The following is a 24,669-nucleotide window of genomic DNA, read 5'->3' on the forward strand; positions in this document are numbered from 1 at the left end:
CACATGTCCGAACACACCGTCACCATACGCGAATTGCCCGCCCGCATCGGGGAGGAAGTCCGCCTCCGCGGCTGGGTCCGGCGCCTCCGCTCCAGCGGCAAGATCTCCTTTCTCGTGCTTCGCGACGGCACGGACGAGATCCAGTGCGTCTTCGTGCGCAACGAGGTCGCGCCCGAGGTGTGGGAGCCGCTGACCACCGTGGGGCACGAGGCGTGCGTCGCCGTGACGGGGGTCGTTCGCTCCGATGCCCGCGCGCCCTCCGGCGTCGAACTCACCGGGTCGGACTTCGAAGTCCTGGGCCCGTCGACCGACTTTCCGATCCAGCCCAAGGAGCACGGCGTCGATTTCCTCCTCGAGAACCGCCACCTGTGGCTGCGGAGCGCGCGGCAGATCGCGATCATGCGCATCCGGGACGAAGTCATCCGGGCGATCCACGACTTCCTCCACCACGAGGGGTTCGTTCACGTCGACACCCCCATCCTCACCGGCGCCATCGGCGAGTCGGCGGGCACCCTGTTCGAGACCGAGTACTTCGATCTCGGCACGGCGTACCTCGCGCAGACGGGGCAGCTTTACGTGGAGGCCGCCGCCGCGGCGCTCGGCAAGGTGTACTGCTTCGGCCCCACCTTCCGGGCCGAGAAGTCGAAGACGCGCCGGCACCTGACCGAGTTCTGGATGGTGGAACCCGAAGCCCCCTGGATCGACTCCGACGGGAACATGGCGCTCCAGGAGCGCTTCATCTGCTGGATCGTGAAGCGCGTCCTCTTCAACCAGCGCGAACAACTCGAGGCGCTGGGCCGCGACATCTCGAAACTCGAGGCCATCCAGCCTCCGTTCGACCGGATCAGCTACACCGACGCCGTCGCCTTCCTGCAGTCGAAGGGGAGCGACATCGAATGGGGTTCGGATCTCGGCGCCACGGCGGAGACCGTGCTCGTCGAGGGCCGGGACAGGCCGCTCTTCGTGTTCGACTATCCGAAGGGGGTCAAGGCCTTCTACATGAAGGAAAACCCGGAGGATCCCCGCACGGTGAAGTGCAACGACATGCTCGCGCCCGAGGGATACGGCGAGGTCATCGGCGGCAGCCAGCGGGAGGACGACCACGACAAGCTCCTCGCGCGCATCCGCGAGGAAGGGCTCCCGGAGGCGTCCTACGACTGGTATCTGGACCTGAGAAAATACGGGACCTTTACACACAGCGGGTTCGGACTGGGGGTCGAGCGCACGGTGACGTGGATGTGCGGGATCGATCACCTGCGCGAGACGATCGCGTTCCCCCGCATGATGACCCGCATCACGCCATGAACCGGCCCGGAGCCACGACCCGGTGCGAGGCGATGGCGGCAGGCTGCGAAGGAGCTTCGAAGGAGGAGAAATGACAGGGAAACAGCTTTTCGGCACGACTCTCACGCCGGCCGCGGCGCCGGTGACGGTCCTCGGGTTCGCGATGGTCCTCGGCCTCGCGGCGGTCCTCGTGCCCGCGACGCCGCTCGCGGCGCAGGAGCACGCGGAGATGTCCGAGATGATGCACTCCGTCGAGTACCTGGGCGGACGGCCCAACTCGCCCTTCTCCGAGGCCGTACGGGTCGGGAACGTCCTCTACCTTTCCGGCAAGCTCGGGACCGTGCCCGGAGAGGGACTCGTCGAGGGCGGGATCATCCCCGAGACGCAGCAGACGATGCGGAACATCGGGGATGCGCTCGAGCGCTACGGCTCGTCGCTCGACCAGGTCGTGAAGTGCACCGTCTTCCTGGCCGACATCGCCGATTTCCGGGACATGAGCCGCACGTACATGGAGTTCTTCCCCAACCATCGGCCGGCGCGCAGCGCGTTGGCGGTGGGCGGCCTGGTGCTGGACGCGCGCGTGGAGATCGAGTGCATCGCCACCGTCGGCCTCCCGGGCGGCGGCGACGGGGACGGCGGCTCATAGACGCCCGGCGCACGATCCCGTGATCCGCCTCACCTGCCTCGGCTTCGTCGTCGGCGCGATCGTGTTCGCGGCGCTCGGAATGTGGATGAACACCCAGATCGAGTTCCCGGCGTTCTCGAACCTCCACCCCGTCGGGGTCCTCGCCCTCATCGGCGGCACGACGTCGGGCCTAGTGAGCCCCCTCCTCTTCGGCCGCATGGAGGCTCGCCGCCGTCGCCGCAAGAAAGGCGACTCAAAATAATGCGGGTGGGGTCGCTCGCCGTGTGGATTGCGGCAATGCTGGTCGTGGTCGGGGCCGGACCCATCGGAGCGCTGCAGGAGGCTGCGTGCGGGGGCCGCGGGTCGCTATCGGTGGAGGTGCGCGACGATTCCGGGCTGGTTCCGATACCGGGCGCGGCGGTGGCGGTCCGCTGGTCGGCGGCGGAGGGACGGCCGGTCCGGGAGGCTGCGGATGCCGAGGGACGGCTCGTGCTCTGCGTTCCGCCCGACGTGCAAGGGGCTGTCCTGTGGGCCGAGTTCGGCGACGCCTCGAGCGAGGAAGCGGCGGTAGCCTTGCGTCCGGGCGCGGTGACCGCGGTCGAACTCCAGCTTCTGTTCGGAGCTTCGGCCACGGGGCGCGTCCTCGGCCAAGTGCGGGACGCGCGGAACGACCGACCCGTCGCCGCAGCCTCGGTGTCCGTCCCGGGCCGGCCCGAGGCGGCACAGAGCAACAGCCGCGGGTACTTCGTGCTCAGCGGGCTGCCGGTGGGCGAGCACGAGCTTTCGGTTCGACACCTCGGCTACGCGCCCTTGGTCCAGCAGGTGGCAGTAGCGCGAGGCCTCACGACCGAGGCCATGATCGGGCTGTCGCCGGACCCGGTGGAACTGGCGCCGCTGGTCGCGGTCGCCACGAGGTCCCGTCGCCTGGAGATCACGGGATTCTACGAACGCAGGGAGTGGGGGGAACTCACGGGTGGCGGCGAGTTCTTCACGGCGGAGGACATCGAACGCCGCAACCCGATGCGGATTTCGCACATGATCGCGGACGTTCCCGGAGTCAGGCTGGGCAACTGCGGTGTGCAGGCGCACGGCTGCCATCTGTACAGCACAAGGGCATCGGCGGGGTTCTCGGGCCAGGGTTGCAAGTTGAACGTCTACATTGACGGGACCCTGGTCATCCGGGGGAGTGACGAGCGCCATGCCTCCGAAGAGGTGCCACTTTCGATCCTGCGAATGAGCCGCATGACCAGGGAGAACGAGACCGTCAACGATTTGGTCCTCCCGGTCGAGATCGAGGGGCTCGAGGTGTACACGGGAGGCGCGTCGCTACCGGCCGAGTTCTCCGGCTACGACGCTCGCTGCGGCGCCGTCGTGATCACGACGAAATAGGTTCCGACGCGCCGCCGCTGCGGGAATCGCGACGCGCAACTCCAGCCCGAGACGTTCCCGCGGGAACGTCTTATCCCGTTTCTCCGGACTCGGCGAAGCGCCGCAGGGTCCCTGCGTCGAGCCGGTGTCCGCCGGGATAGGTGTGGGATGTGAACGCGACGCCTGCCGCCCGGAGGCGCGCCTCATGGGCCTCGATGGCGGCCCGGTCGAAGTACTCGTCCTCGTCCCCCACGACGAGGTGGAGGTCGGCGGCGGAGAGCGTGGCCCCGTGCTCGCTCAGGTCGAGGTCGGGGGGGACGGTGGAGCCCCACAGGATCGCCCGGTCGATGCGGGCCCGGCCGAACGCGAGCCAGCGGCAGAGCGTATGGACCCCCTGGGAGAACCCGAGCCCGACGATCCGCGGCGGCGCCGATCCGCCCGACGTCTGTCGTGACTCCTCGGCGAGTACATGCGCGTGGAGCCGGTCCAGGTAGCCGACGTAGTCCTCGATGTCCGTGAGGCGGTCTTCGCTCGTCATCCACGAGGCGCCCACCTTGCGCGACTCGTGTTCGATGTAATGCCGGTGTAGCCCCTCGGGGGCGACGATGCACCGGGCGCCCGCGTGGATCGGCTGGAAGTAGCGCAGGAAGCGGTGGGCGAGCTGGTGGTATCCGTGCAGGGCGAACCAGATCTCGGTTACCGGCCGCTCGTGCGGCTCGAGCACGGCGAATCGCACCCGCCGCTCGATCGTGATGTGTCTGGGTTCAACCGTCACCGCGCCTCCCGGCCCGCCGACCCCAGGTCGCGGGCTGCCAGGGTTCGAGGGGGTGATAGATTGCGACATGGCTTCCGAGTTCGTCTACACGCGGCGCGTGGAGTTCGCGGATACGGACACCGCGAACCTCATCCACTTCACGGCGCTCCTGAAGTTCATGGAGGAGGCCGAGCACGCCCTCTACCGGTCGTTCGACCTCGTCGGCTTTCAATGGAGCGAGGACTCCATGTTCGGGATGCCGCGCGTCTCCGTCTCGTGCGACTACCTGGGCGCCGTCCGCTACGGCGACGAGGTCGACGTGAGACTCCGGGTGCGCGAAGTGCGCCGCAAGGCGATCCGCTACGCGGCGGACTTCACGGTCGAACGCTCAGGGGGACGGGAAGTCGTGGCGCGCAGCGACTGGACCGTCGTCTGCGCCCGCCGCGAGCACGGCAGCCAGGACTGGCAGGGCGTAGAGATCCCGCCGCCGCTCAAAGAGCGCCTGCAGGCGATGCTGGCTTCCCGCCGCTAGCGGCGGCCTTCATCCCGAAAGGCGAGGATCTACTCGACCGAGAGGCTGCCGAATCGCTCGCGAAGCGCCCTTAGTCTCGCGATCGCGGCGTCCACCGCCTGCAGATGTGCCTTCGCCTCGAACGTATCTACTTCACGCATCCCCTCACCCTCCGCTACCGTCACGAGCCAGCCAACAATCTAGCTCAGTGGGGTGCGTCGGGAGGAGTCAGGAGGAGAAGCGGCGGCGTCGAGTACGGTGACGACGTGGCGGGCCGTTGCGTTGGCGAGGTCGGCGACCTGGTGGCGGCAGCTTGTGCCGTTGGCGACGAGCCATTCGTCGTCGGCGAGAGCGCGGACGGTGGGGAGGAGTTCGAGTTCGGCGACCTGCCGCGAGGTTTCGGCGTGCTCCGCCTCGTAGCCGAAGGAGCCGGCCATGCCGCAGCAGCCGGCGGGGATTGCTTCGACCTCGAGGTCGGGGATCGCGCGGAGGACATCCAGCGTCGGGCCGTCCGCGCCGAAGGCCTTCTCGTGGCAGTGGCCGTGGACGCGGACGCGCCGGACGGGAAGGGGAGCGAGGTCGAGCCGGTCGAGCGCCGCCGCTTCGACGAGCCATTCGGTCAGCAGCCGAGCCCGGTCCGCGACCGCCGCGGCCTCTGGCCCCGCGTCCAGCGCGGGCAGTTCGTCGCGCAGCGTGAGCAGACATGACGGTTCGAGCCCCACCACTGGGATCCCCCGCGCGACGAAGCGGTTCAGCGCCCGGACCGTGCGGTCGAGTTCGGTCCGCGCCTCCTCGACGAGACCCGCGTTGAGGAAGGTGCGCCCGCAGCAGAGCGGTCGGCCCGCGGTGACGGCCTCCTCCACCCGGTAGCCCGCCCGTGCCAGCATCCGAACGGCGGCGCGGGCGTTCTCCGGCTCGAAATAGCGCGTGAAGGTGTCGACGAAGAGCGCGACGCTCGGCGCCCCGTTCCCCTGGGCGGGAAGCTGGGCGGGAAGCCCGGCGGGAGGCCGGGAGGGCAGGGAAAACGGCTGCGACGACCAGCGCGGGAGCGGCCGGTCGGCCGCCAGACCCCCGACGCGTTCCCCGAGGCGCGCGAGCGCGGGGATCCGGTTCCGCAGGTTGACGAGCGGGGCCGCGCGCGCGACGAGCGGCGCGTAGCGGGGGAGGTACGCGAGCGCCCGGTCCCGGGGCGAGAGCGGTTGCTCGGCGCGCCGGCGGTGCAGGAACTCCACCTTCATGCGCGCCATGTCCACGCCCGTCGGACACTCGCGGCGGCACCCCTTGCAGCCCAGGCAGAGGTCCATCGCCTCGTACAGCTCCGGCGACGTCCACGGGTCCTCCCCCAGCTGTCCCGAGAGCGCCAGCCGCAGGGCGTTGGCCCGCCCCCGCGTGGAATGTCGTTCGTCGCTCGTGGCGCGGAAGGACGGGCACATCACCCCCGGACTCCGCTTGAGGCACGTCCCGTTGTTGTTGCACATGTCGACGGCCGGCGAGAAGCCGCCCCACGCCCCCCAGTCGAGCGCCGTCGGCAGCCTTCGGGTCTCCAGCCCGTAGCGGGCCCGCAGGAGCGAGGGCTCGTTCATGCGGGGCGGGTCGACGATCTTGCCGGGGTTCAGGACATCCTCCGGATCGAAGCGGCGCTTGATCTCTCCGAAGGCGGAGACGAGGCGCGCGCCCAGCATCGGTTCGAGGAACTCCGACCGGATCCAGCCGTCGCCGTGCTCGCCGGAATGGGACCCGCCCAACTCACCCGCGAGCGCGAAGGCGTCCACCGCGATCGCGCGCAACCGCTCCACATCGTCCCCGTCCCGCAGGTCGAGCGCAGGCCGCACATGGAGACAGCCGACGGACGCGTGCGCGTACCACACGGCGTGGGTGGCGTGGCGATCGATGATCTCCGTCAGCCGGCGATACCACTCCGGCAGCCGTTCGAGCGGGATCGCGCAGTCCTCGATGAAGGCGAGCGGTTTGCGCGCGGCGGGCTGGGACATCGAAATGCTGAGCCCCGCCTTCCGCATCGCCCAGATGCGGGCCTGGAAGTCGGGGGATTCCGCGCGGGTGACGCCCACGGCGATCCCGCCCAGCGCGGATTCGAGCCGCGAGAGGGAGGTTGAGACCCGCTCCGGGTCGTCCCCGGCGAACTCGACCACGAGGATGTCGCGCGGCGGGCCGCTCCCGTCCTCACCGAGCTGTCGGAGCACCCGCTCGAAACTCGGCATCTGCGCGGCCAGCCCGAGTACAGTCGCGTCGAACAGTTCGACCGCCGTCGGCTCGAGCGCGACGATCGCCGGCACCGCGGCCAGCGCCTCGCCGGTCCCGTCGAAGCGGCACACGCCGAGCGCGCGCACGGCGGGAATGGGCTGAAGGTCGAGTTCGAGCGCGGTGAAGAGCGCGAGCGTTCCCTCGGAACCCACGAGGAGATCCGACAGCCCGGCACTCTCGCGGCCCAGACGGTGGAGCGCATAGCCGGCCACGTGCCGCGGGACGTCCGGCACCCGCCGCGCCAGCTCGTCCGCCTCGCGCCGGTAGAGCGCCCGCATGTCGGCTCCGAGGCCGCCCCCGGCCGCCGCGCCCGGCGTGGCGTCGCGGCGGAACTCGACCCGCCGGCCATCCGCGAGCACCGCCTCGATGCCGCGAACGTGCTCGACCATGTGGCCGTACCGCACCGACCGCGATCCCGCGCTGTTGTTGCCGGCCATGCCCCCCAGCGTCGCCCGGCTCGCCGTCGCCACATCGATCGGGAAGAAGAGCCCGTGCGGCCGCAGGAACGCGTTCAGCCGGTCCAGCACGATCCCCGGTTCGACGACCACGCGCCGGGCGCCCGGATCGAAGTCGAGCACCCCGTCCAGCCCCCGGCTCGTGTCGAGGATCAGCCCCCGCCCGATCGACTGGCCGCTCTGCGACGTCCCCGCCCCGCGCACGACGACCGACGTCCCGTGTTCGCCCGCGAGTTCCACCGCCCGCCGCACGTCGGCGGCGGATTCCGGGAACACGACCCCCAGCGGCTCCACCTGGTAGATCGACGCGTCCGTGCTGTACAGCCCGCGCGTGAAACGGTCGAACCGGACCTCTCCCCGAAGCCCCGCCCGAAGTCGAGCTTCGAGCCGGGCCTCGCGTCGAGGGTCGAGTCCGGGCCGGGGCCGTTGCGAACCGGCGCGGTCGTGAGAGATTGGGCGGGTCACGAGCCAAGTTGTATCGGCGGAAGCCCCGACCTGACAAGAGCGAGCCACCTTTGACCTACCGCGGCGGCAGACACTTCCTCCAGCTTCCGGGCCCCACCCCGGTGCCCGAGCGCGTATTCCAGGCCATGAACCGGTCCGTCATCGACCACCGCGGACCCGCGTTCGGCGAGATGGTGCTCGGCCTGTTCGAGGGACTCGAATGGGTGTTCGGAGACCCCGCGCACGTCTTCATCTTCCCCTCCTCCGCGACCGGGTGCTGGGAGAGTGCCCTCGCCAACGTCCTTTCCCCCGGCGACCGCGTCCTCCTCTGGAACAACGGGTTCTTCGCCTCGAAGTGGGGAGAGGTGGGACGGGCCCTCGGCCTGCGGGTGGAGGCCATCGACGGGGATTGGCGGCGCCCCGCGGACCCGGAGAGAATAGCGGCGCGGCTCGCGGACGATCGGGAGCGGCGGATCCGCGCCGTGCTCGTCGTCCACAACGAGACCTCCACGGGCGTCACCAGCGACATCGCCGCCGTGCGGGAGGCGCTCGACGAAACCGGCCATCCCGCCCTCTTCATGGTCGACACCGTCTCCTCGCTCGCCGCCACCCCCTACCGGCAGGCGGAGTGGGGCGTGGACGTCACCGTCTGCGGCTCCCAGAAGGGACTCATGCTCCCGCCGGGCCTCGGGTTCTGCGCCGTGAGCGAGAAGGCGCTCGCCCGCCACCGCGCGAGCCCGGGGGCGCCGCGCTCGTACTTCGACTGGACGGCGATGCTGAGGGACAACGAGGGCGGCTACTTCCCCTACACGCCGCCCACGACGCTCCTCTACGGGCTCGAGGCATCGCTCGCGCTGCTGCGGGAAGAGGGGGCCGACGCCACCTTCTCCCGCCACGCCCGCCACGCCGGGGCCACGCGCCGGGCCGTCGCCGCGTGGGGTCTGCGTAACTACTGTCAGGACCCGAAGGCGGTGTCGAGCGCCGGGACGACCGTGATGGTGGGGGACGGGGAGGACGCGGACGCGTTCCGTCTCGTCGTGCTCGAACGCTTCGACATGTCGCTGGGGACGGGTCTCGGTCCCCTCAAGGGGAAGGTGTTCCGGATCGGACACCTCGGGGACCTCAACGAACTCACGCTGATGGGAGCGCTGGCCGGGGTGGAAATGGGACTGAAGATGAGCCGAATCGCGCACGAACCCGGCGGCCTGTCCGCCGCCGCCGACTTCCTGGCCGAGGCATGAAGCGGCCTGCGGGACGGACTCCGGTGCTCGCCGTCGCGGCGCTCCTCTCCTTCGGGTGCGGGGGAGAGGGCGGGGAACCGGGGGTCGTCGAACTCTCCCTCGGCCACGTCGGCTCCCCCGGCTCGCTCTACGACGTGACGGCCAACGAGTTCGCGCGCCGCGTGAACGAACGGCTCGCCGGCCGGGCCGAACTCCACGTCTACGGCGCGAGCCAGCTCGGCGGCGACGATGCGATGCTTCAGCGGCTGCGGCTCGGCACGCTCGACATGTCCATCCCCTCCACGATCATGTCCTCGATGGTCGACGCCTTCGGCCTGTTCGAGATGCCGTACCTCGTCCGCGACCGCGAGCACATGAAGCGGATCGAGGAGGCCGTCGTGTGGCCGGAGTTGGCCCCGCGCGCGGAGGAGGGCGGTTACCGCGTCCTCGCCGTGTGGGAGAACGGGTTCCGTCACATCACGAACTCCCGCCGACCCATCCACGGGCCGGAGGATCTGAGCGGGATCAAGCTGCGCACGCCGCGGGGCGTGTGGCGCGTGAAGCTCTTCCAGGCGCTTGGCGCGAACCCGACGCCGATGCCCTTCTCCGAGGTCTTCGTCGCGCTCCAGACGGGCGTGATGGACGGACAGGAGAACCCGCTCACGCAGGTGACGAGTTCCAAGCTGCACGAGGTGCAGGACTACCTCTCCCTCACCGGACACGTGTACAGCCCGGCCTTCGTCACGACGGGGGCCGGGCCCTGGGAGCGTCACCCGGAGGACGTTCGCTCCGAGGTGGAGGCGATCGCGCGGGAGATGCAGGCCTTCGTGTACGAGACGGCCGCGCGCATGGACGAGGAGTTGCTCGCCGAACTCGAGGCCACGGCGATGGAGATCAACGAGGCGGATCCGGCGCGCTTCGAGTCCGCCAGCGAGCCCGTGTACGAGGAGTTCGCGGCGACCGTCGAAGGCGGACAGTCCCTCATCGACCGGGCGCGCGCGGCCGGAGCCCCGGAGGCCGGCTCATAACCGGGCCATGGTGAAGACGGGCGTCCGGCGCTTCCTCGAGGGGGCGGTGCTCGTCCTCCTCGCGGCGCTCGCCATCGTCGTCGTGGTGGGCGTCGGGTTCCGGAAGGCGGGGGCCGCGCTCGTGTGGTACGACGAGGTCGCCTCGATCCTCCTCGCCTGGCTCACCTACTACGGGGCGGCGCTCGCGGCGCTCCGCCGGGCGCACATCGGCGTGCCCACGCTGGCCCAGCGTCTGACGGGGCGCTCGCGGCTCGCCGTCGTGCTCGTGGCCGAGAGCGCGATCATCGCCTTCTTCGCCGCGGTCGCGTGGGCCGGGTGGCAGGTCGTACGCGTGCTCGAGGGGACGACGCTCGTGAGCCTGCCCTCCGTGCCCGCCGCGCTCGCGCAGTCCGTGATCCCCATCGGGGCGGTCCTCTTCATCCTCGCCCAGCTGCTGAGCCTGAAGGACGCGCTTTCGCCGGGGGACGCCCTATCCCCGGAGGGCGCCCCTTCCCCGGAGGAACCCTGCTCGGACGAGGCGGTCCCGGCCAGGGAGGGGGAGCCGTGACGCTCCTCCTGCTCTTCGTCGGTCTGCTGCTCCTCATCGCCCTGGGCATCCCCATCGCGGTCGCGCTCGGGATCGTCGCGCTCGTCGCCATGCTCGCCTCGGGCGGCGTCGCCATGCTCCCCAACGCGGGTCTCGTGCTGTTCGACGGGGCGACCTCCTTCCCGCTCATCGCGATCCCGCTCTTCATCCTCGCGGGCGCGATCATGAACGCGACCGGGATCTCGCGCCGGCTCATCGCCTTCGCCTCCGCCCTCGTCGGGTTCATCCGCGGCGGCCTCTCGATGGTCGGCATCTCCGCCTCCCTCTTCTTCGCCGAGATCTCGGGCTCCGCCGTGGCCGACGTCGCCGCGCTCGGCTCCATCCTCATCCCGGCCATGAAGAAGCGCGGCTACCGGACACCCTTCGCCGCGGCCGTGATGTCCTCCTCGGCCACGCTCGCCGTCATCATCCCGCCGTCCATCCCCATGATCCTGTATGGCGTCATGGCGGAAGCTTCGGTCGTCGAACTGTTCGTCGCCGGCATCGTGCCCGGGGTGCTCGGCGGCCTGCTCCTGATGTTCGTCGCCTGGCTCTACGCCCGGCGCCACGACTTCCCGGTCGAGGGACGGTTCGAACTCCGCCGCGTGTGGACGACGGCGCGCGAGGCGGGGTGGGCGCTTCTCCTGCCCGCGATCATCCTCGGCGGGATCTTCAGCGGCTGGGTGACGGCGACGGAGGGGGCGGGGCTCGCGGTCGTCGCCTCGCTCGTCGTGGGCGGTCTCGTCTACCGCGAGCTCGACCTCGCCCACCTGCGCGAGGCGATGCTCGAGGGCGGCGTGCAGACCGCCGTCGTCATGCTCCTCGTCGCGACCTCCGCCCTGCTCGGCGACTACCTCACGGAACAGCGGCTCCCGCAGCAGGTCGCGGCCGGGATCATGGGGCTCACCGAGAGCAAGTGGCTCATCCTCGCGCTGCTCAACGTCTTCTTCCTCGTCATCGGCCTCTTCCTGCACTCGGCTGCGGCGATCATCCTCGTCGTCCCCATCGTGATGCCGCTCGTGCGCGCGGCGGGGATCGACCCGGTGCACTTCGGCCTCATCGTCACGCTCAACCTCGGCATCGGCCAGCAGACACCCCCGGTGGCCAGCGTGCTCGTGACCGCCTGCTCCGTCGCGAAGGCGGACATCTGGGAGGTGAGCAAGGTCAACCTCCGCTTCGTCGCCGTCCTCGTCGCCGTCCTGCTCCTCGTCACGTACGTGCCTGCGATCCCCCTCGCCCTCGTGAACGTCTTCTACCACTGATGTGACGGGCGGCCGCCACGAGCCGTCGTAGGATGGGGTGTACATCTTCGGCCTGAGTGCGGGACAAGCGAAAGGAAGGTCCATGGACCGCGGACCCGGGGGATTGATGGTCTCGACCGTGCTCCTTCTTGGCCTCGGCGCCGACCCGGCCTCCGCACTGCAAGCTGTGGCACAACCGCCTGAAGACTGCGGAGACAGAGCCTCGCTTGCAGTCACCGTCCGGGACGATTCCGGGCAGATTCCGATCCCCAACGCCACCGTCGTCCTGCGCTGGATAGATGCGGTCCGCAGGCCTTTGCGGGAAGCCGCCGATACCGACGGCGAGCTGCTTCTCTGCGTTCCGCCGGACGCCACAACAGCCACGCTGTGGGCCGAGTTCGGCGACGCTTCGAGCGCGGAAGCGAACGTCGCCCTCGCACCGGGATACGCGCACGAGGTGGAACTCCGGCTCCTGCTGGAGGAGGTGAAGACGGGCCGCCTTATCGGTCGGGTGATGGATGCGCGAACCAAACAGCCCGTGGCCGTGGCCGAAGTTTCCGTTCCGAGCCGAGCCGGGATGGTCTCGAGCAACCGGAGAGGCAATTTCGTCCTCAGCGCGCTGCCCGTGGGAGAACATGAACTGTCCGTCCGACATATCGGGTATGCTCCGCTCTCTCACCCGGTCACGATCCGGCAGGGCACTACCACGGAGATCGAGATCGGCCTGTCGGCGGACCCCGTGGAACTGGCGCCCCTGGTCGCAACGGTGGAGAGGTCTCGGCGCCTGGAGATCAAGGGGTTCTACGAGAGAAAGCACTGGGGTGAGCTGCTCGGCCTCGGCACGTTCTTTACCGAGGAGGACATTGAACGATGGCGCCCCCTTCACGTCAGCCACCTCGTCAGCATGCTGGTCCCGAGCGTTGGGCCGGGGCTGGTGAACCGGAGAGGCTTCTCGGGACTGAACCGGACCTGCCGCATGGCCGTGTACCTGGACGGCTTCGTGGTCGGGCGCGATCTGGACTCGTTCGTGAAGCCGATCGAGGTGGGCGGGATCGAGGTCTACAAGGGGCTGGCGAGTACCCCGGCCGAGTTCCCGGGCCGGTGTGGTGCCGTAGTCGTGTGGACGAAATGAGTCCGGTGTCGACTCGACGCGTCCAGGCGGTCGCGTCGTGCGTCGCGCTGGCCGCCCTGCTTGTACTTCCCTCGGCCGCGACGGCGCAGCGGATCAGCGGGACGGTGCGGGAGGCCGACGGGGGCCGGCTGATCCCGGGAGGCTTCATCAGCCTGCTCGATCAGGCCGGCGAGGCCGTTGGGGCCGACTTCACGGCGGCAAATGGTGCCTTCTCGTTCCTGGCGCCCGGTCCCGGCGAGTACCGCATCCGCGTCGAGCGGATCGGATACGCGAACTGGGTCACCGAGCCCTACGCCGTCGCCGCCGGCCAGCCTCTCGCGATCACCGTTGAAGTCCCGGTGCAGCCGGTGCGGCTCGGTGACCTTCGCGTGGAGGTGACGGGGGTCTGTCTCGACGACCCCCGGCGGGGCGAGGCGCTCGCCGCGGCGTGGGAGGAAGCGCGCAAGGCGCTCGAAACGGCAGTCTGGGCCGAGGATCGGGGCGAACTCGCGTTCACGCTTACCGAATACGAACGCACCCTCGATCCCCGTTCACTCGCCACCCTGAGCTCGGAAACCCACACGCGGCGGAACGTACCCCTCCCGCCCTTCCGAAGCCTGCCCGCGCGGCAGCTCGTGGCCGAGGGCTACGCCATCGTCAACCGGGACTCCTCGGTCTTCTATGCGCCCGACGCGACCGTCCTCCTGTCGGAGGAGTTCCGGGATGCGCACTGCTTCGGCCTGAGGCGTGACGAGGTGGAGGGCGAGACGAGACTCGGCATCACGTTCCGTCCCCGGAGTGGGACCGACGTCATCGACATCGAAGGGACGCTGTGGCTCGACGAGACGACCGCCGCCCTCCGCGAGGTCGAGTTGCGCTACCGCAACGTTCCGCTGCCACGGGGGACGGATCGGCGCCGGGTGGGCGCGAACCTCCAGTTCGACCGGGTGCCGGACGGCCCGTTCTACATCCGCGACTGGTGGATCCGTTTTCCGATCAGAGGGCGTTCGCTGCGGCCGGTCCTGACCGGCCTGACCGGAGAACCCGAGGCCGTGCTCGCGGCGTACCGGCAGACGGGCGGCAGCGTCGGGGAGGCTTTCGCGGACGGACGCCGGTTCGGGACCAGTGGGGGCGTCGTCGCCGGCGTCGTGCGCGACAGCACGAGCGGCGAGGCACTCATCGGGGCGGACATCGTGCTGCGCGACTGGGATGACGCGGCGGGCCCCGACTCCCGGCCGGCGGCTGCCGAGGCACCGTTCAGCGCGGTCACCGACGAGGCCGGTGCGTTCCGCGTGACGGGGCTGCCGGATGGAGTCTACGCGCTCGGCGTGGACCATCCGAGGCTGCAGGCGGCGGGTGTGCGGCTGAAGGAAACACGCGTGGTTGTCGAGGATCGGGCCAGCGAGGCACTCGAAGTGTGGACACCCTCTGCCGAAACCGTCTTCACGCGGATCTGCCCGCGTTTGCCCTCCTACGGGAGCAGGGGCGCCGTCGTCGGCGTGGCGCGCGACTTCGACACCGGACTCCCGGTCCCGGGGGTCGGGATCGAGGCGCTGTGGCGGGAGTGGAGCATCCGGTTGGTGGGACGGTCGTTCGATGTCACGGAGCGGACCGACAGTGCCCGTGACGTGTCCGGGGAGCAAGGTGAATTCGCGCTCTGCCGCGTGCCCTTGGGGGAGCCGGTCTTCCTCCGGCAAGCGGGGGCGGATGAAGGACTGGAGTTCGACCTGATCACTCGCGTCGCCTGGCGGGACGTGCGGGTCGACCCTCGGCTCTCCCCGACGTCTCCGGAGGACACGGCACTGCAGGCCACCGAGCTGACCCACGAAATCGAACTGCCGCCCCTGGAGGAGACACACACCGGACGGCTCCTCGGCCGGGTGCGCGATGCCCGGAGCCAGCGTCCCGTGGCGGCGGCCGCCGTGTCCGTCACGGGCCGCCCGGAGCGGGAGCAAAGCGACCGCAGAGGCCACTTCGTCCTGGGCGCACTCCCCGTGGGCGAGTACGAACTGTCGGTCCGGCACATCGGCTACGCACCGCTGAACCACAGCGTGACCGTAAGCCGGGGGCGCACCACCGAGGTCGACGTGAGTCTCACGCCCGACCCCGTGGAACTCCCGCCCCTGGTGGCGACGGTCACGAGGCTCCGCCGACTGGAGACGCAGGGCTTCTACGAACGGAAGAACTGGGGTGAACTCACCGGCCTCGGCACCTTCTTCACCGTCGAGGACATCGAGCGCCGGAACCCGATGCGCATCACCGACCTGATCGCGGACGCGCCGGGAGTTCGCGTCCACTGCCAGGGAAACCGGTGCAGGGTGTTCAGCAGGAGGGTCTCGGTCGGGTTCGGCGGCGCCGGTTGCGAACTCAACGTGTTGGTGGACGGCGTGCCGGTCATTCGGTCGAGCGACGGCCGCTGGGGCGGAAACCCCGCGTCCGTCAATGATTTCGTCCTCCCGATCGAGGTCGGCGGCGTCGAGGTGTACAGCGGCGCGGCAGCGCTCGCCGCGGAGTTTTCCGGCTTCGACGGCCGCTGCGGCGCCGTCGTGATCTGGACGAAGTAGATCCGACTCCGTGACCATCGCCGCGTTTTTCTTCGGGGGCCGTCGACGCGATGTAAGATTTTTCGAGCCGGAGGCGTTTGTGTTAATCGAGAGCGCCGTTTTCTCGGGCGCTTTTCGGTGACGAACGGCAAACCCAAAGGAGAGAAGACATGCGACGCAACGGCGGCCGCGGTGTCATCCGTCTCGACTAGACGCGCGCGAATGACGGCTCCGCGCGGAGCCACGCGAAGCACTCGGCGGGCCTGCTCCCGTAGCCCGGGGCAGGCCGCCGTGCGATGGATCTAGCGCGGCCGACACGTCACGTCGGCGACGCCCCCGTCACCGGCGCCATCGGCAGCGAACGCCTTCCAATTTCCGACGGCGTCCTCCGAAATCTCCTCACTCCTATCGCATTGTCAGCGCATCACTTATCGATCCGACAACCCTCCTTGAAGGCTCGTTTCGCCCAAAAACACCGGAAGGAGCCGAGCCAAGTTTTGCCCTCGGGCGGGCCATTAATAGTAGAGGGATGATCCGCGCCGGCACCGTCGGCTCGGGCACAGGGGCCGACGACGAGAAAGAGATTCTCCGTGGAGAGAGTCACGAAAGCACGCCTTGTTGCGCGAGGTGGCGCGGTTTGATGACCGCAGCCCAGGAGCAGCGATGGTTGGAAAGGGCGGCGCGTGGCGACCGGGAAGCGTTGCGGTCCCTGTACGAGGAGTACTCGGGGCAGTTGTTCGCTGTCGCGTACCGTTTGACGGAGTCGTCCGCCGATGCTCGCGATGTACTGCACGATGTCTTTTGCGAGCTGACCGAGATGATTCGGGGCTTCGACGGCAAGCGGCCCCTGGGCCCGTGGCTTCGTTCCGTGACGGCTCACGCGGCCCTCAAACACATGCGGTCGGAGCAGAGACGGCATGACCTCGCGATCGGTGCGGCCCCGGACGATCTGGAGGTCATCGCGTCGCCGGAATCAAGCGTCCTGGATTCGATCGCGGTGGAACGCGCGATGTCTTCGCTCCCGGACGAACTGCGGGCGGTAGTCGCTCTCAAGGAGATGGAGGGGTACTCGCACCGGGAGGTCGCCGAGTTTCTCCAGATCGCGCGCACGACGTCGGAGGGACGGTTGTACAGGGCGCGGAAGCGGCTTCGCGCCATGCTTTTCGAGCGGTAGGGAGTTGTAAGATGGATTGCTGCACACGCGACACGTACATCGACGACCGGACGCTGAATCGCTACGCGGACGGTGAACTGCCCCCGCGGGCCGCCGCCGCCGTCCGGCGACACCTTCGTTCATGCGCGGTCTGCCGGCGCGAGGTTCAGCAGATTCGCGCGCTGAGTGCCGCGCTTCGTGCCGTTCCGGCGCCAAGGCCACCCGCTGGACTGTTCGAGGAGATGTTCCCCGAGGAAACGGATCCCCCACCCCCCATCCTCCTCCCGGAGACGCAGCCGGTCGCCTCCTCCCGACGTCTGGCCGTCTTGGGAGGGGCCTGCCTGCTGGTACTGATCGCGGCCGTCCTCGTGTTGACGCTTGGACCCCAGCGGGCCATGGCCGGCTCGAGCACGCTGAGCTTCGACTGGGAGGAGCCGAGCGCGCTGACACTCCGGTACGAAACGATCTCGCTGCTGGCAGCGGAACCCGGCCTCCGGGCGCGGCTGCGATACTGGGTGCCGGACCCGTTCCGCTTCGCCCAGACAGAACCTGGGTACCGCGTAGTCGAACTCTCGCGCGAGGAACCGGGCGTCTTCTCGGGAGCGGTCGCTCTGCCCCCCGGCACCGTGTATGCCGCCGCCACCGTCGAAGACCTCGACGGAGAACACATCGACAGCGATTTCGGCCGGTCGTGGGAATACCTCGAGACGGACGCGCGCGGCCAGGCGACGCTGGACGCCCGCCTCTACCAGGTGCTGGCCACCGCGGACCAGAATCCCCGAAGGGTCGTGGAAGCGATCGAGCGCGGGTTATCGGACTACCCCCAGCGACCCGAGCTGTGGGTCGCCCACCTCCTGTACGGGGAAGCGGCTCTTTCCGAGGGTTCGGCAGAGGTCTCGCTGCACGCGCATCGGGCGCGCCTTGAGCGCTTGGACAGGGCCGCGCGGCAGCGAGACCCCGGGCCGGGCGAGATGCACGCCCTGCGACTCTACGCCCGCCTGCTCGGCCGGGAAGACATGGAGGCCCACTGGCGGAGCGAACTCACGGCCCGTTTTCCCCGGCACGAGTACGCGTCGCAGATCCGGCTGGAGGCGATCCAGCGGTCGTCGATGTCCCATGCGGAGAAGCTGGATGCGCTGGACCGGAGCTGGAGGCTCGCACCCATGCCCTCGGTGGCGCAGGTCGGACTTCAGCTCTCCTACGAGATTACCGATCCGGCCTTTACCAGAGCCTGGCTCCGGAGGTACGCAGCCGCCTCCGTGTTTCGAGATTCGCGGCTCGATGTCGAAGTGGCGGAACGCATGGCTGCGGTGCCGACTCTTGGGATGATCGCCGAAAATTGGATCCTTCAACTGTTGAGTGGGCAGCCGGACTGGCTTGGTACGGATCGGTCACTTGCGGGCACGCGAGCCAACTTCGAGGCCGAAGCCGCCGAGAGTCTGGCCCGCCTGCATGTGCTCCTCGGACGGCTGCGGGTGGCCCGAGGAGACCGGACAGGGGCGCTCGAGGCGTTCGAGCACGCCGCCGAACTCAGTTGGGACCCCCGTGTGTTCGTGGAACTCGCCGAATTCCATGCGGAGGCCGGGTCGACGACTCGCGCGGCCGAGTTGCTGGCGCTCGCTCAGGCGGACCCGGTCATCCCGCTCGAGCCCTACATGCCCGACGTAGAAGACTGGGCGACCGCACCGACGGAAACCGACTTGGCCGTAGCCCGCGCGGCGTGGCGAGAGCACTTGGCATCGTCCCTGCTCGATGAGCGGGTCAACGGAGGCGCGAGGCTTGAGGTTTCGCCCGGTGAGGAGAAGACGCTGCGGGAGCTGACCGATGGCGATGTAACGCTGGTTGTCCAGAGCGTTCGACCGACCTACGTCCCGAGAGAGAGCCTGGATCTACTGAGGGTCAACGTACCGGAACTGGCGGCGGCAGGTGCGCGGGCGCTGCTGGTCGCCGTCGAACCCGATTCCGGGAGCGGGGCTTGGACCGTCCCAGCTATTGGTGCGGATTCGACGCTCCCCTTCCTTCACGACGAACGCTCCGAAGTCTGGAAAGCTCTGGGCGCCTGGCGGGAGGTGCAGTTCTTCGTCGTGGACGGGGGTGGCGCCCTGCGGTATCGCGGCGAGGCTCTCGCGACCGCGCTCCGTATCGCACTCGTGCTGGGAGATCACTCCCCGGCGTCGGTGAGATAACCGACAACGCTTCGATTCTGGAGGAACGACAATGAGCATGAAACGCTTCTTGGCCACGGTGGCGTTCGCGGTGATCATGGCGGCCATCCCGGTTACCGCCGACCCGAACGCCCCTGTTGGTCTTGGGTTATCCACCGCCTCGTGCGCGGAAGCGGGGTGTGGCAGCATCTCCAAGGTGGACTGCATCTGTCCGGACATGCAGGAAAAAAACCGGAAGCCGCGGTGCGTTGCGCCGGGCTGGTAGGGGCGCGATGAGGCCAACGGCCGTCGGGGTTCTGGCGACCCTGTCGATCGCTGCCTGTCGTCAGGCGGAACCGGCCACGGTCGACACAGGCAGCCTCTCCGAGCTCACGCCGGACGCCGTCTTCGCGGACGATTCGCTGGGTTGGATCGTCGAGATCGCGTTGGCCGGGGATCGCGTGGTGGCGCTGGATGCGCTGCTGGAGCCGGCGGTTCACGTCGTCGATCTCGAGAGGCCGGGGCGTCTCGGTTCCTACGGCCTCGAGGGCGACGGGCCGGGCGAGTTCAAGGACCCCGAGCAGATCGTGACCGGGGCCGGGGAATCGCCCGACGAGGTCTGGATCCTCGATGGCATCCATCAGCGCCTGACACGGTTGTCCCTGCCGGAGATAGAAACGGGGGCCGAAGTGAGCCCCGAAACCGTTCCGCTGAACGGTCCGAACGCCGGAGCGCTCGTGCGCACCTCCGACGGGACGTGGTTCGCCGGTGGTTGGATCACGGACGGTCGCATCGGTCGCTACCACGCGGACCGGAGCTACGACCGCACCATCCTGGGCTTCCCGCCCGACGTCGTGGACGTGCCGGGAACGACGCTCCCGCAAGCGTACGAGAGCTGGGTAGTGGCCGATCCCGAGGGGGAACGGCTGGCCGCCGCGACGCTCCTGGGCGGCCTGCTTGAGATCTTCGACCATGACGGCGTTCCGATCGCCCGGGCGGCGGTGCCCGAACCCTTCCGGCCCGCGTGGGCCCAGGGCCGGTCTCGCAACGGACGGGCGGTCATGGCCGTGAGCCCCGAGACCCGCTACGGCTTCACGGACCTCGCCGCCACCCGACGCTACGCGTTGATAATCGCCACGCCGCTATCTGCGGTGTCGGTGCCGGAAACCGAAACCCCGACACGAGCGGCCACGTTCGAGTCCGGCGGTGCGACGGTGGTCTGCACGATCTTCACCGATGCTGACGGAGCGAGGGTTTCGAACTGCACGGCCCTAGCGAATGCGATTGCAGCTGCGATCGCAGCCCAGTGCGAAGAACATGGCGGGGAACTCGGGCATTTCGACATGGTCACATGCTTCTACCTCGGGGGTGGGTACTATCTCGTTCGAGTGGAGGCTTCGTGCGTATATTGAGTTCCGCATCACTAGCGTTTGGTTCGCTGGTCTGGGCGGCGTCGGTTACCGCCGCCCAGGCTGGCAATCTCCGCTTGGTCGAGGAACTCCGGTTGGGTCGTGTCGAGGGGTTGGAGTCCGACATGTTCAGCGATATCCACGACCTCACCGTTGACGGCGATGGCCGGATCTACGTGGTTGATCCGGGCATGCAAAACGTGCGTGTGTTCGACCGCGATGGACAACTCGTCCGTGAGATTGCGCCCGAGGGCGAAGGCCCCGGCGAACGTCGTCACCGCCGCATGTCGTACGCCGGTCTCACCAGCGTGACGTGGGACCCGAACCGTGGGTGGCTCTGGATTGATGACGGCTATCAGCGGCAGGTGATGGACTCGCTCGGGGTGGAGCACAGGCGAGACATGCGCACCACTAATTTCTACACCAACCCGGATATCCCGGTTGGCAAGATCGTGCAGGTCGATACGCAGGGCCACATCTATGAATACCAGCGCCTACCCATCGGGGACACCACTGTCTCATACGTCGCCCGTGGCGTCCCGACGGCGGAGTACGGCGTGGTGCTCAGCGATACGCTTACAATTGATTCTCGGGTTCTCGCGATTGGTGAGACTCGAACGACCGAGAGGGTGATCGGCTTCGCCCGCGCCAGCATTGCCGTTTCCGATAAACGACCCGAGCGCGATGAACACGTCTGGACCGTCTCGACAGCGCGCGGCACGGTCTGGATATCCGTTAGCGAGAGACGCCAGCTTCACGAGATGGCTTTCACGGGCGATACGCTCCGTACGCTCGATCTGGAGATCGCACCGGCCGAGTTGGATGTCTCGCCCGAGGGCTGGGTGTGGATTCGCCACGCCGGTGCCAACGCCGAAACTACATGGAATCTGCTGGATAACTGCGGAGAACGCCGGGGTTCCGTTTCACTCCCCGTTTCCGTCTCGTTGACGCACGTCGGTCGTGGCGGCGTGGTACATGTGGTGTGGTCGGATGATCTCGACATCGAGTACATCATGCGCCTACGCATGGAAGGTGGTGTAGACCGCGGGACGTGCCAGGTAAACCACTAGTCCGGTGCGCCCGAGAAGCCGGTTTCCGAGTGGGAGTTACCCCGGCGGTCTCAAGTGGTCAACGCAACGGTCTTGGCGAAGACCTCACATGGTTTCAGCCAGCCGAGGGTTTGTCGAGGGCGGCCATTGAGCTGCCGGGCGACGGCGTTGAGGTCGTCCTGTGAGTGGGCGGAGAGATCGGTACCCTTGGGGAAGTATTGACGGAGCAGGCCGTTGGTGTTCTCGCTGGTCCCGCGTTGCCAGGGGCTGCGCGGATCGCAGAAGTAAACCGATACGCCGCTCTCGATGCTGAAGCGGACGTGCTCGGCCATCTCCTTGCCCTGGTCCCACGTGAGCGAGCGCTTCAGCTGGTCCGGCAGCGTGATCATCTGTTCGACCAGGGCGCGCCGTACGTGTGGCGCAGTCCGCCCCTCGGGCAGGTGAAGGAGAAGCACGTAGCGGCTGCGCCGCTCGACGAGGATTCCGATCGCGGAGCGTCCCAGCTTGCCGAGGACCAGATCCCCCTCCCAGTGCCCCGGTACGGCCCGATCCGCGACCTCGGCGGGCCGCTCGGAGATGGAGACCATGTCCTTCAGCCGCCCCTCTCCCGGCCTGTGCCTTGGCGACCGTCTTCGCGTCCGGCCCGTGCGCAGGCACGCCGTGAGTTCCTTTCTGAGCGCGCCGCGCGTCTGCACGTACAGCGACTGGTAGATCGTCTCGTGAGACACGCGCATGTCGGGATCCGAGGGATGGTCGAGCCGAAGGCGATGGGCAATCTGCTGTGGAGACCAGCGCTGGGCGAGCAGACGTTCCACTTCTCGTCGCAACCGGGAGCACCGGGCGAGCTTCGCCACCTTCGGGCGTCGAGCCTTCCCGGCCCGCCCGCTCTTCCGCCTTCCACGCCCGGTATCGCACTCTGGAGCCGTTGGCCGCTACTTCGCGCGAGATCGTCGAGGGCGCTCGGCCCAGACGCCCGGCGATTGCCCGGTACGAGTCTCCCGCCTTCAAGCCGCGCGAGATCTCCTCCCGCTCGGCGACGGTGAGGTGCAGCGGTGAACGATGTCGAGCCCGCGGCGGCAGTCCGCCGGTGCGGTTCAATAGCCGTTGGATCGATTTCGTCGCACACCCGACCGCCGCCGCGATCTCGGCGTGCGTCTGCCCCGCTCCGGATCCGGTCCCCGACCTCGATCCGGTCCGCTTCGCTCAGCCTCCCGTACTTCCCTCGTTGGCGCATCGCATACCTCCCGGCAGTTGGACAGCCACTGCCAAGATGTTGCGTTGACCACTTGAAACCGCCGGGGCAACTCCAGAGAAACCAAAGAACACGGAGGGATCCGATGGGTAACTGTCTGCGAAGAACGCTGCTGATGCTGCTGGTGGCATGCGTTGGCACTGCCGCAGCGGCAGATGTCGCCGAGGCACAGATCTGGTGTCCGTCTTGCGAGCCGGACGTCGGCTGTACGGTGATCGACGGAGCGGGATTACGTTGGTGTGCGAACATCGAGATATTCGATTTTGATTTCTGTGTCGGAGGTGGATCGGGTTACTGCACCGGGGATCCCCTCTCCGCATTGGATGGAACGGTGCTTCCGGGGAGTGCGGGGGCAGGCAGAGACGATCTGATATACGTACTGCCAACTGTGGATTCGGGAGTGGCTACGTTTGCGGCAGACAAAACCGGAGACAAGTGGCAGGATGGGCGGCTGTATGCGCGCGGTTGCCAAAACGTCATCGTGGCGCGGCGATATAAGGAAGCCGTAGCGTTGGAAATGCGAGCTGTGTCGGATCATATTACACTGTAGCATCGAGAAAGTGATATAGGGGTCATGCCAGTGCCAGTGCAAAGTGGAGTGCTGCGATACTGTGGTTTGGGCGCGCTTGGGTTGCTGCTTCAGGGAGTGCCATGGTTCGCGGCAGCTCAAGTACAAGTGTGGGAGCTGGTGGAGGAATACCGGTTCACGGGTTCGGAGTCATTGCCGATCGGCGACGTCCAGACGCTGGTGTCGAGTCCGGACGGAGCGGTGTTTGTGGTTGGAAGAGACGATGCGGCCATTCACGTTCTTGGGTCCACGGGTGAATATCGTGGCACGGTGGGTGGGGAGGGAGGCGGACCGGGAGAGTTTCGAGTGGCGCCATGGATCGGCATTCAGGAGGATGATGTCTTGTGGGCGCTGGACAGAATTGGACGACGGGTTACCTGGTTGACCCTGTCGGGACAGGTCCTGGATGTAAGACCTATTCCTGCTGTTTTGTCCCGTGAGGGACTGTCGACGGCGGCGATTGCGATCCTGGACAACGGGAAGGCGGTGTTTCTCGAGTCGGCGTCGAGTAGTCGGAGTATCGAATCCCTCGGACGGGGAAGAGAGGTCCAGGTGACGTCGCTGGACGGCGAAGCGGAGAATGACACAGGACCCGCCCTCAAGCTGGATGTCTCGACACTGAGCCTGCGTTTCACGCTTCCGATCGGGGTTGGCGTGGCGGCGGAACAGCCCTGGTCGACCAGAGATTTGCTGGCGGCGTCGCCACGTGGGGATGGCTTTGTGATCGTGAGGGGCCGTGGAACCGATCAGGCACTCGGGCGATATGAACTGCAATGGTTCGACGCGGACGGAACGTTGGTTACGTCACGCTCGGTCGATTTCGAGGCGGCGCCCCTGGAGCGGGAGTCGATCAACTCGTTCCTTGACGGCACGAGCGAGGGATTCGCGGAGAGGTTTGGCGTGAATGCCGGGTCGCTGAGACGCGCGATCGCGCGTGAGCTGTACACGCCGGATTACCTGCCGGGGGTCGCTACGAATAGACGCGGATGGTCAGGGGGAGGAGTGTTGATCGCCGCAGACGGAACCACTTGGGTGCAGCAGCAGGACGCCGATGGTCTCAGGTGGATCGTCTTCGACCAGACCGGGGCGACGGTTGCGGAGATTCCGGCACCCGAGGATCTGGTTCTCCATCATATCGGTGCGCAAAACGCCTGGGGCGTCCGGGAGGATGCGTTCGGTACTCCCGTAGTGTACCGATATACAATCGCTCGGGGCAAATCCAACGCTTCCGGGCGACCATCGCACCCGTCAAAGTCCATCCGATGGCGAACGGATGCACCCAAAACGGATGGACCTGACCAGAGCGACGTTAAACTGCTGCGCGTATCGACCGCTGGCGATGGACGTCACCTGATTCCATGACACCTGATTGTGTGTCATCTACTTGGGGACTTGTCGCTGCTTCGAAGAACTCTACGATTCAATGGCTCGGCGGCATGACTCCCAAAGGGGCGATCCATGTGTCCGGCGCGAGCGCGGCTTACTGAGAATCGGCCCGAGACGAAGGAGCATAGCCTTTACGCCTCGACCGGGCCACGGAGGCCATCGCCGTCGACACGTTCGACACGTGGCCCTACCCGAGCGCACCGGAGCCCACCCCATGGGTCGGCCGCTTCCGGCTCCCGGAGCCGCAAGGATGACGACGGAGATTTCCTTCTCGAACTGGATGGACTATGTCGAACT

19 protein-coding genes and 1 pseudogene are annotated in these 24,669 nt (G+C 68.0%); 17 read left to right on the forward strand and 3 right to left on the reverse strand.

What is annotated here, in order from left to right; translation table 11 throughout:
- Nucleotides 1-3: 3 nt before the first annotated feature.
- From asnS to ACQY5G_RS09000, 4 genes are all read left to right on the forward strand, one after another.
- Entirely contained in the window at nt 4-1,305 is a 1,302-nt protein-coding gene (gene asnS, locus ACQY5G_RS08985) for an asparagine--tRNA ligase (protein WP_428103963.1), read from the forward strand.
- Nucleotides 1,306-1,375: 70 nt separating this feature from the next.
- Nucleotides 1,376-1,930 carry a RidA family protein gene (locus ACQY5G_RS08990; protein WP_428103966.1) on the forward strand — a complete coding sequence of 185 codons (555 nt, stop codon included), beginning with the start codon at nt 1,376-1,378 and terminating at the stop codon, nt 1,928-1,930.
- A 19-nt stretch (nt 1,931-1,949) separates the two neighbouring features.
- A complete protein-coding gene (locus tag ACQY5G_RS08995) occupies nt 1,950-2,171 on the forward strand; it encodes a hypothetical protein (RefSeq protein ID WP_428103968.1) in 222 nt (73 codons plus the stop codon).
- A 35-nt stretch (nt 2,172-2,206) separates the two neighbouring features.
- A complete protein-coding gene (locus ACQY5G_RS09000) occupies nt 2,207-3,298 on the forward strand; it encodes a carboxypeptidase regulatory-like domain-containing protein (protein WP_428103969.1) in 1,092 nt (363 codons plus the stop codon).
- A gap of 70 nt (nt 3,299-3,368) precedes the next feature.
- Here ACQY5G_RS09000 and ACQY5G_RS09005 read toward each other — a convergent pair whose 3' ends face one another.
- Entirely contained in the window at nt 3,369-4,052 is a 684-nt protein-coding gene (locus ACQY5G_RS09005; protein WP_428103971.1) for an alpha/beta hydrolase, read from the reverse strand.
- A gap of 67 nt (nt 4,053-4,119) precedes the next feature.
- Between ACQY5G_RS09005 and ACQY5G_RS09010 the strand changes: the two genes are divergently transcribed.
- Nucleotides 4,120-4,563: an acyl-CoA thioesterase gene (locus ACQY5G_RS09010; RefSeq protein ID WP_428103974.1), complete on the forward strand. Its 444-nt coding sequence runs from the start codon at nt 4,120-4,122 to the stop codon at nt 4,561-4,563.
- Nucleotides 4,564-4,742: 179 nt separating this feature from the next.
- Here ACQY5G_RS09010 and ACQY5G_RS09015 read toward each other — a convergent pair whose 3' ends face one another.
- Nucleotides 4,743-7,724, reverse strand: a complete 2,982-nt coding sequence (locus ACQY5G_RS09015; RefSeq protein ID WP_428103976.1) for an FAD-binding and (Fe-S)-binding domain-containing protein — start codon at nt 7,722-7,724, stop codon at nt 4,743-4,745.
- A 50-nt stretch (nt 7,725-7,774) separates the two neighbouring features.
- On the opposite strand from ACQY5G_RS09015, the gene ACQY5G_RS09020 reads away from it, so the two are divergent.
- From ACQY5G_RS09020 to ACQY5G_RS09070, 11 genes are all read left to right on the forward strand, one after another.
- Nucleotides 7,775-8,944 (forward strand): pyridoxal-phosphate-dependent aminotransferase family protein, encoded by a 1,170-nt coding sequence (locus ACQY5G_RS09020; RefSeq protein WP_428103978.1) that lies wholly within the window; start codon nt 7,775-7,777, stop codon nt 8,942-8,944.
- The gene (locus ACQY5G_RS09025) at nt 8,941-9,951 is read left to right on the forward strand and encodes a TRAP transporter substrate-binding protein (protein ID WP_428103981.1); all 1,011 of its coding nucleotides are present in this window, start codon (nt 8,941-8,943) and stop codon (nt 9,949-9,951) included. The genes ACQY5G_RS09020 and ACQY5G_RS09025 overlap by 4 nt, the downstream gene beginning before the upstream one ends.
- A gap of 7 nt (nt 9,952-9,958) precedes the next feature.
- The gene (locus ACQY5G_RS09030) at nt 9,959-10,498 is read left to right on the forward strand and encodes a TRAP transporter small permease (RefSeq protein WP_428103982.1); all 540 of its coding nucleotides are present in this window, start codon (nt 9,959-9,961) and stop codon (nt 10,496-10,498) included.
- Nucleotides 10,495-11,778 carry a TRAP transporter large permease gene (locus ACQY5G_RS09035; protein ID WP_428103985.1) on the forward strand — a complete coding sequence of 428 codons (1,284 nt, stop codon included), beginning with the start codon at nt 10,495-10,497 and terminating at the stop codon, nt 11,776-11,778. The genes ACQY5G_RS09030 and ACQY5G_RS09035 overlap by 4 nt, the downstream gene beginning before the upstream one ends.
- An 82-nt stretch (nt 11,779-11,860) precedes the next feature.
- The gene (locus ACQY5G_RS09040; RefSeq protein ID WP_428103987.1) at nt 11,861-12,889 is read left to right on the forward strand and encodes a carboxypeptidase regulatory-like domain-containing protein; all 1,029 of its coding nucleotides are present in this window, start codon (nt 11,861-11,863) and stop codon (nt 12,887-12,889) included.
- 5 nt (nt 12,890-12,894) lie between these two features.
- Nucleotides 12,895-15,432 (forward strand): carboxypeptidase regulatory-like domain-containing protein, encoded by a 2,538-nt coding sequence (locus ACQY5G_RS09045; protein WP_428103990.1) that lies wholly within the window; start codon nt 12,895-12,897, stop codon nt 15,430-15,432.
- Nucleotides 15,433-16,078: 646 nt separating this feature from the next.
- Nucleotides 16,079-16,585 carry an RNA polymerase sigma factor gene (locus tag ACQY5G_RS09050; protein ID WP_428103993.1) on the forward strand — a complete coding sequence of 169 codons (507 nt, stop codon included), beginning with the start codon at nt 16,079-16,081 and terminating at the stop codon, nt 16,583-16,585.
- A gap of 11 nt (nt 16,586-16,596) precedes the next feature.
- Complete coding sequence (locus ACQY5G_RS09055; protein WP_428103995.1) at nt 16,597-18,750, forward strand: zf-HC2 domain-containing protein; 2,154 nt, start codon at nt 16,597-16,599, stop codon at nt 18,748-18,750.
- A gap of 37 nt (nt 18,751-18,787) precedes the next feature.
- Entirely contained in the window at nt 18,788-18,994 is a 207-nt protein-coding gene (locus tag ACQY5G_RS09060) for a hypothetical protein (RefSeq protein WP_428103997.1), read from the forward strand.
- 7 nt (nt 18,995-19,001) lie between these two features.
- On the forward strand, nt 19,002-20,120 hold the full coding sequence (locus ACQY5G_RS09065; protein WP_428104000.1) for a hypothetical protein: 1,119 nt from the start codon (nt 19,002-19,004) through the stop codon (nt 20,118-20,120).
- Nucleotides 20,121-20,242: 122 nt separating this feature from the next.
- Nucleotides 20,243-21,187, forward strand: a complete 945-nt coding sequence (locus ACQY5G_RS09070; RefSeq protein ID WP_428104002.1) for a 6-bladed beta-propeller — start codon at nt 20,243-20,245, stop codon at nt 21,185-21,187.
- Between the two features lie 50 nt (nt 21,188-21,237).
- Here ACQY5G_RS09070 and ACQY5G_RS09075 read toward each other — a convergent pair.
- Nucleotides 21,238-22,400 (reverse strand): annotated as a pseudogene (locus ACQY5G_RS09075) (IS30 family transposase).
- A 649-nt stretch (nt 22,401-23,049) separates the two neighbouring features.
- Here ACQY5G_RS09075 and ACQY5G_RS09080 point away from each other — a divergent pair.
- Complete coding sequence (locus tag ACQY5G_RS09080; protein ID WP_428104004.1) at nt 23,050-24,348, forward strand: hypothetical protein; 1,299 nt, start codon at nt 23,050-23,052, stop codon at nt 24,346-24,348.
- Nucleotides 24,349-24,669 lie beyond the last annotated feature (321 nt).

It is taken from the genome of Candidatus Palauibacter sp., assembly GCF_965261555.1.
Lineage (GTDB): Bacteria > Gemmatimonadota > Gemmatimonadetes > Palauibacterales > Palauibacteraceae > Palauibacter.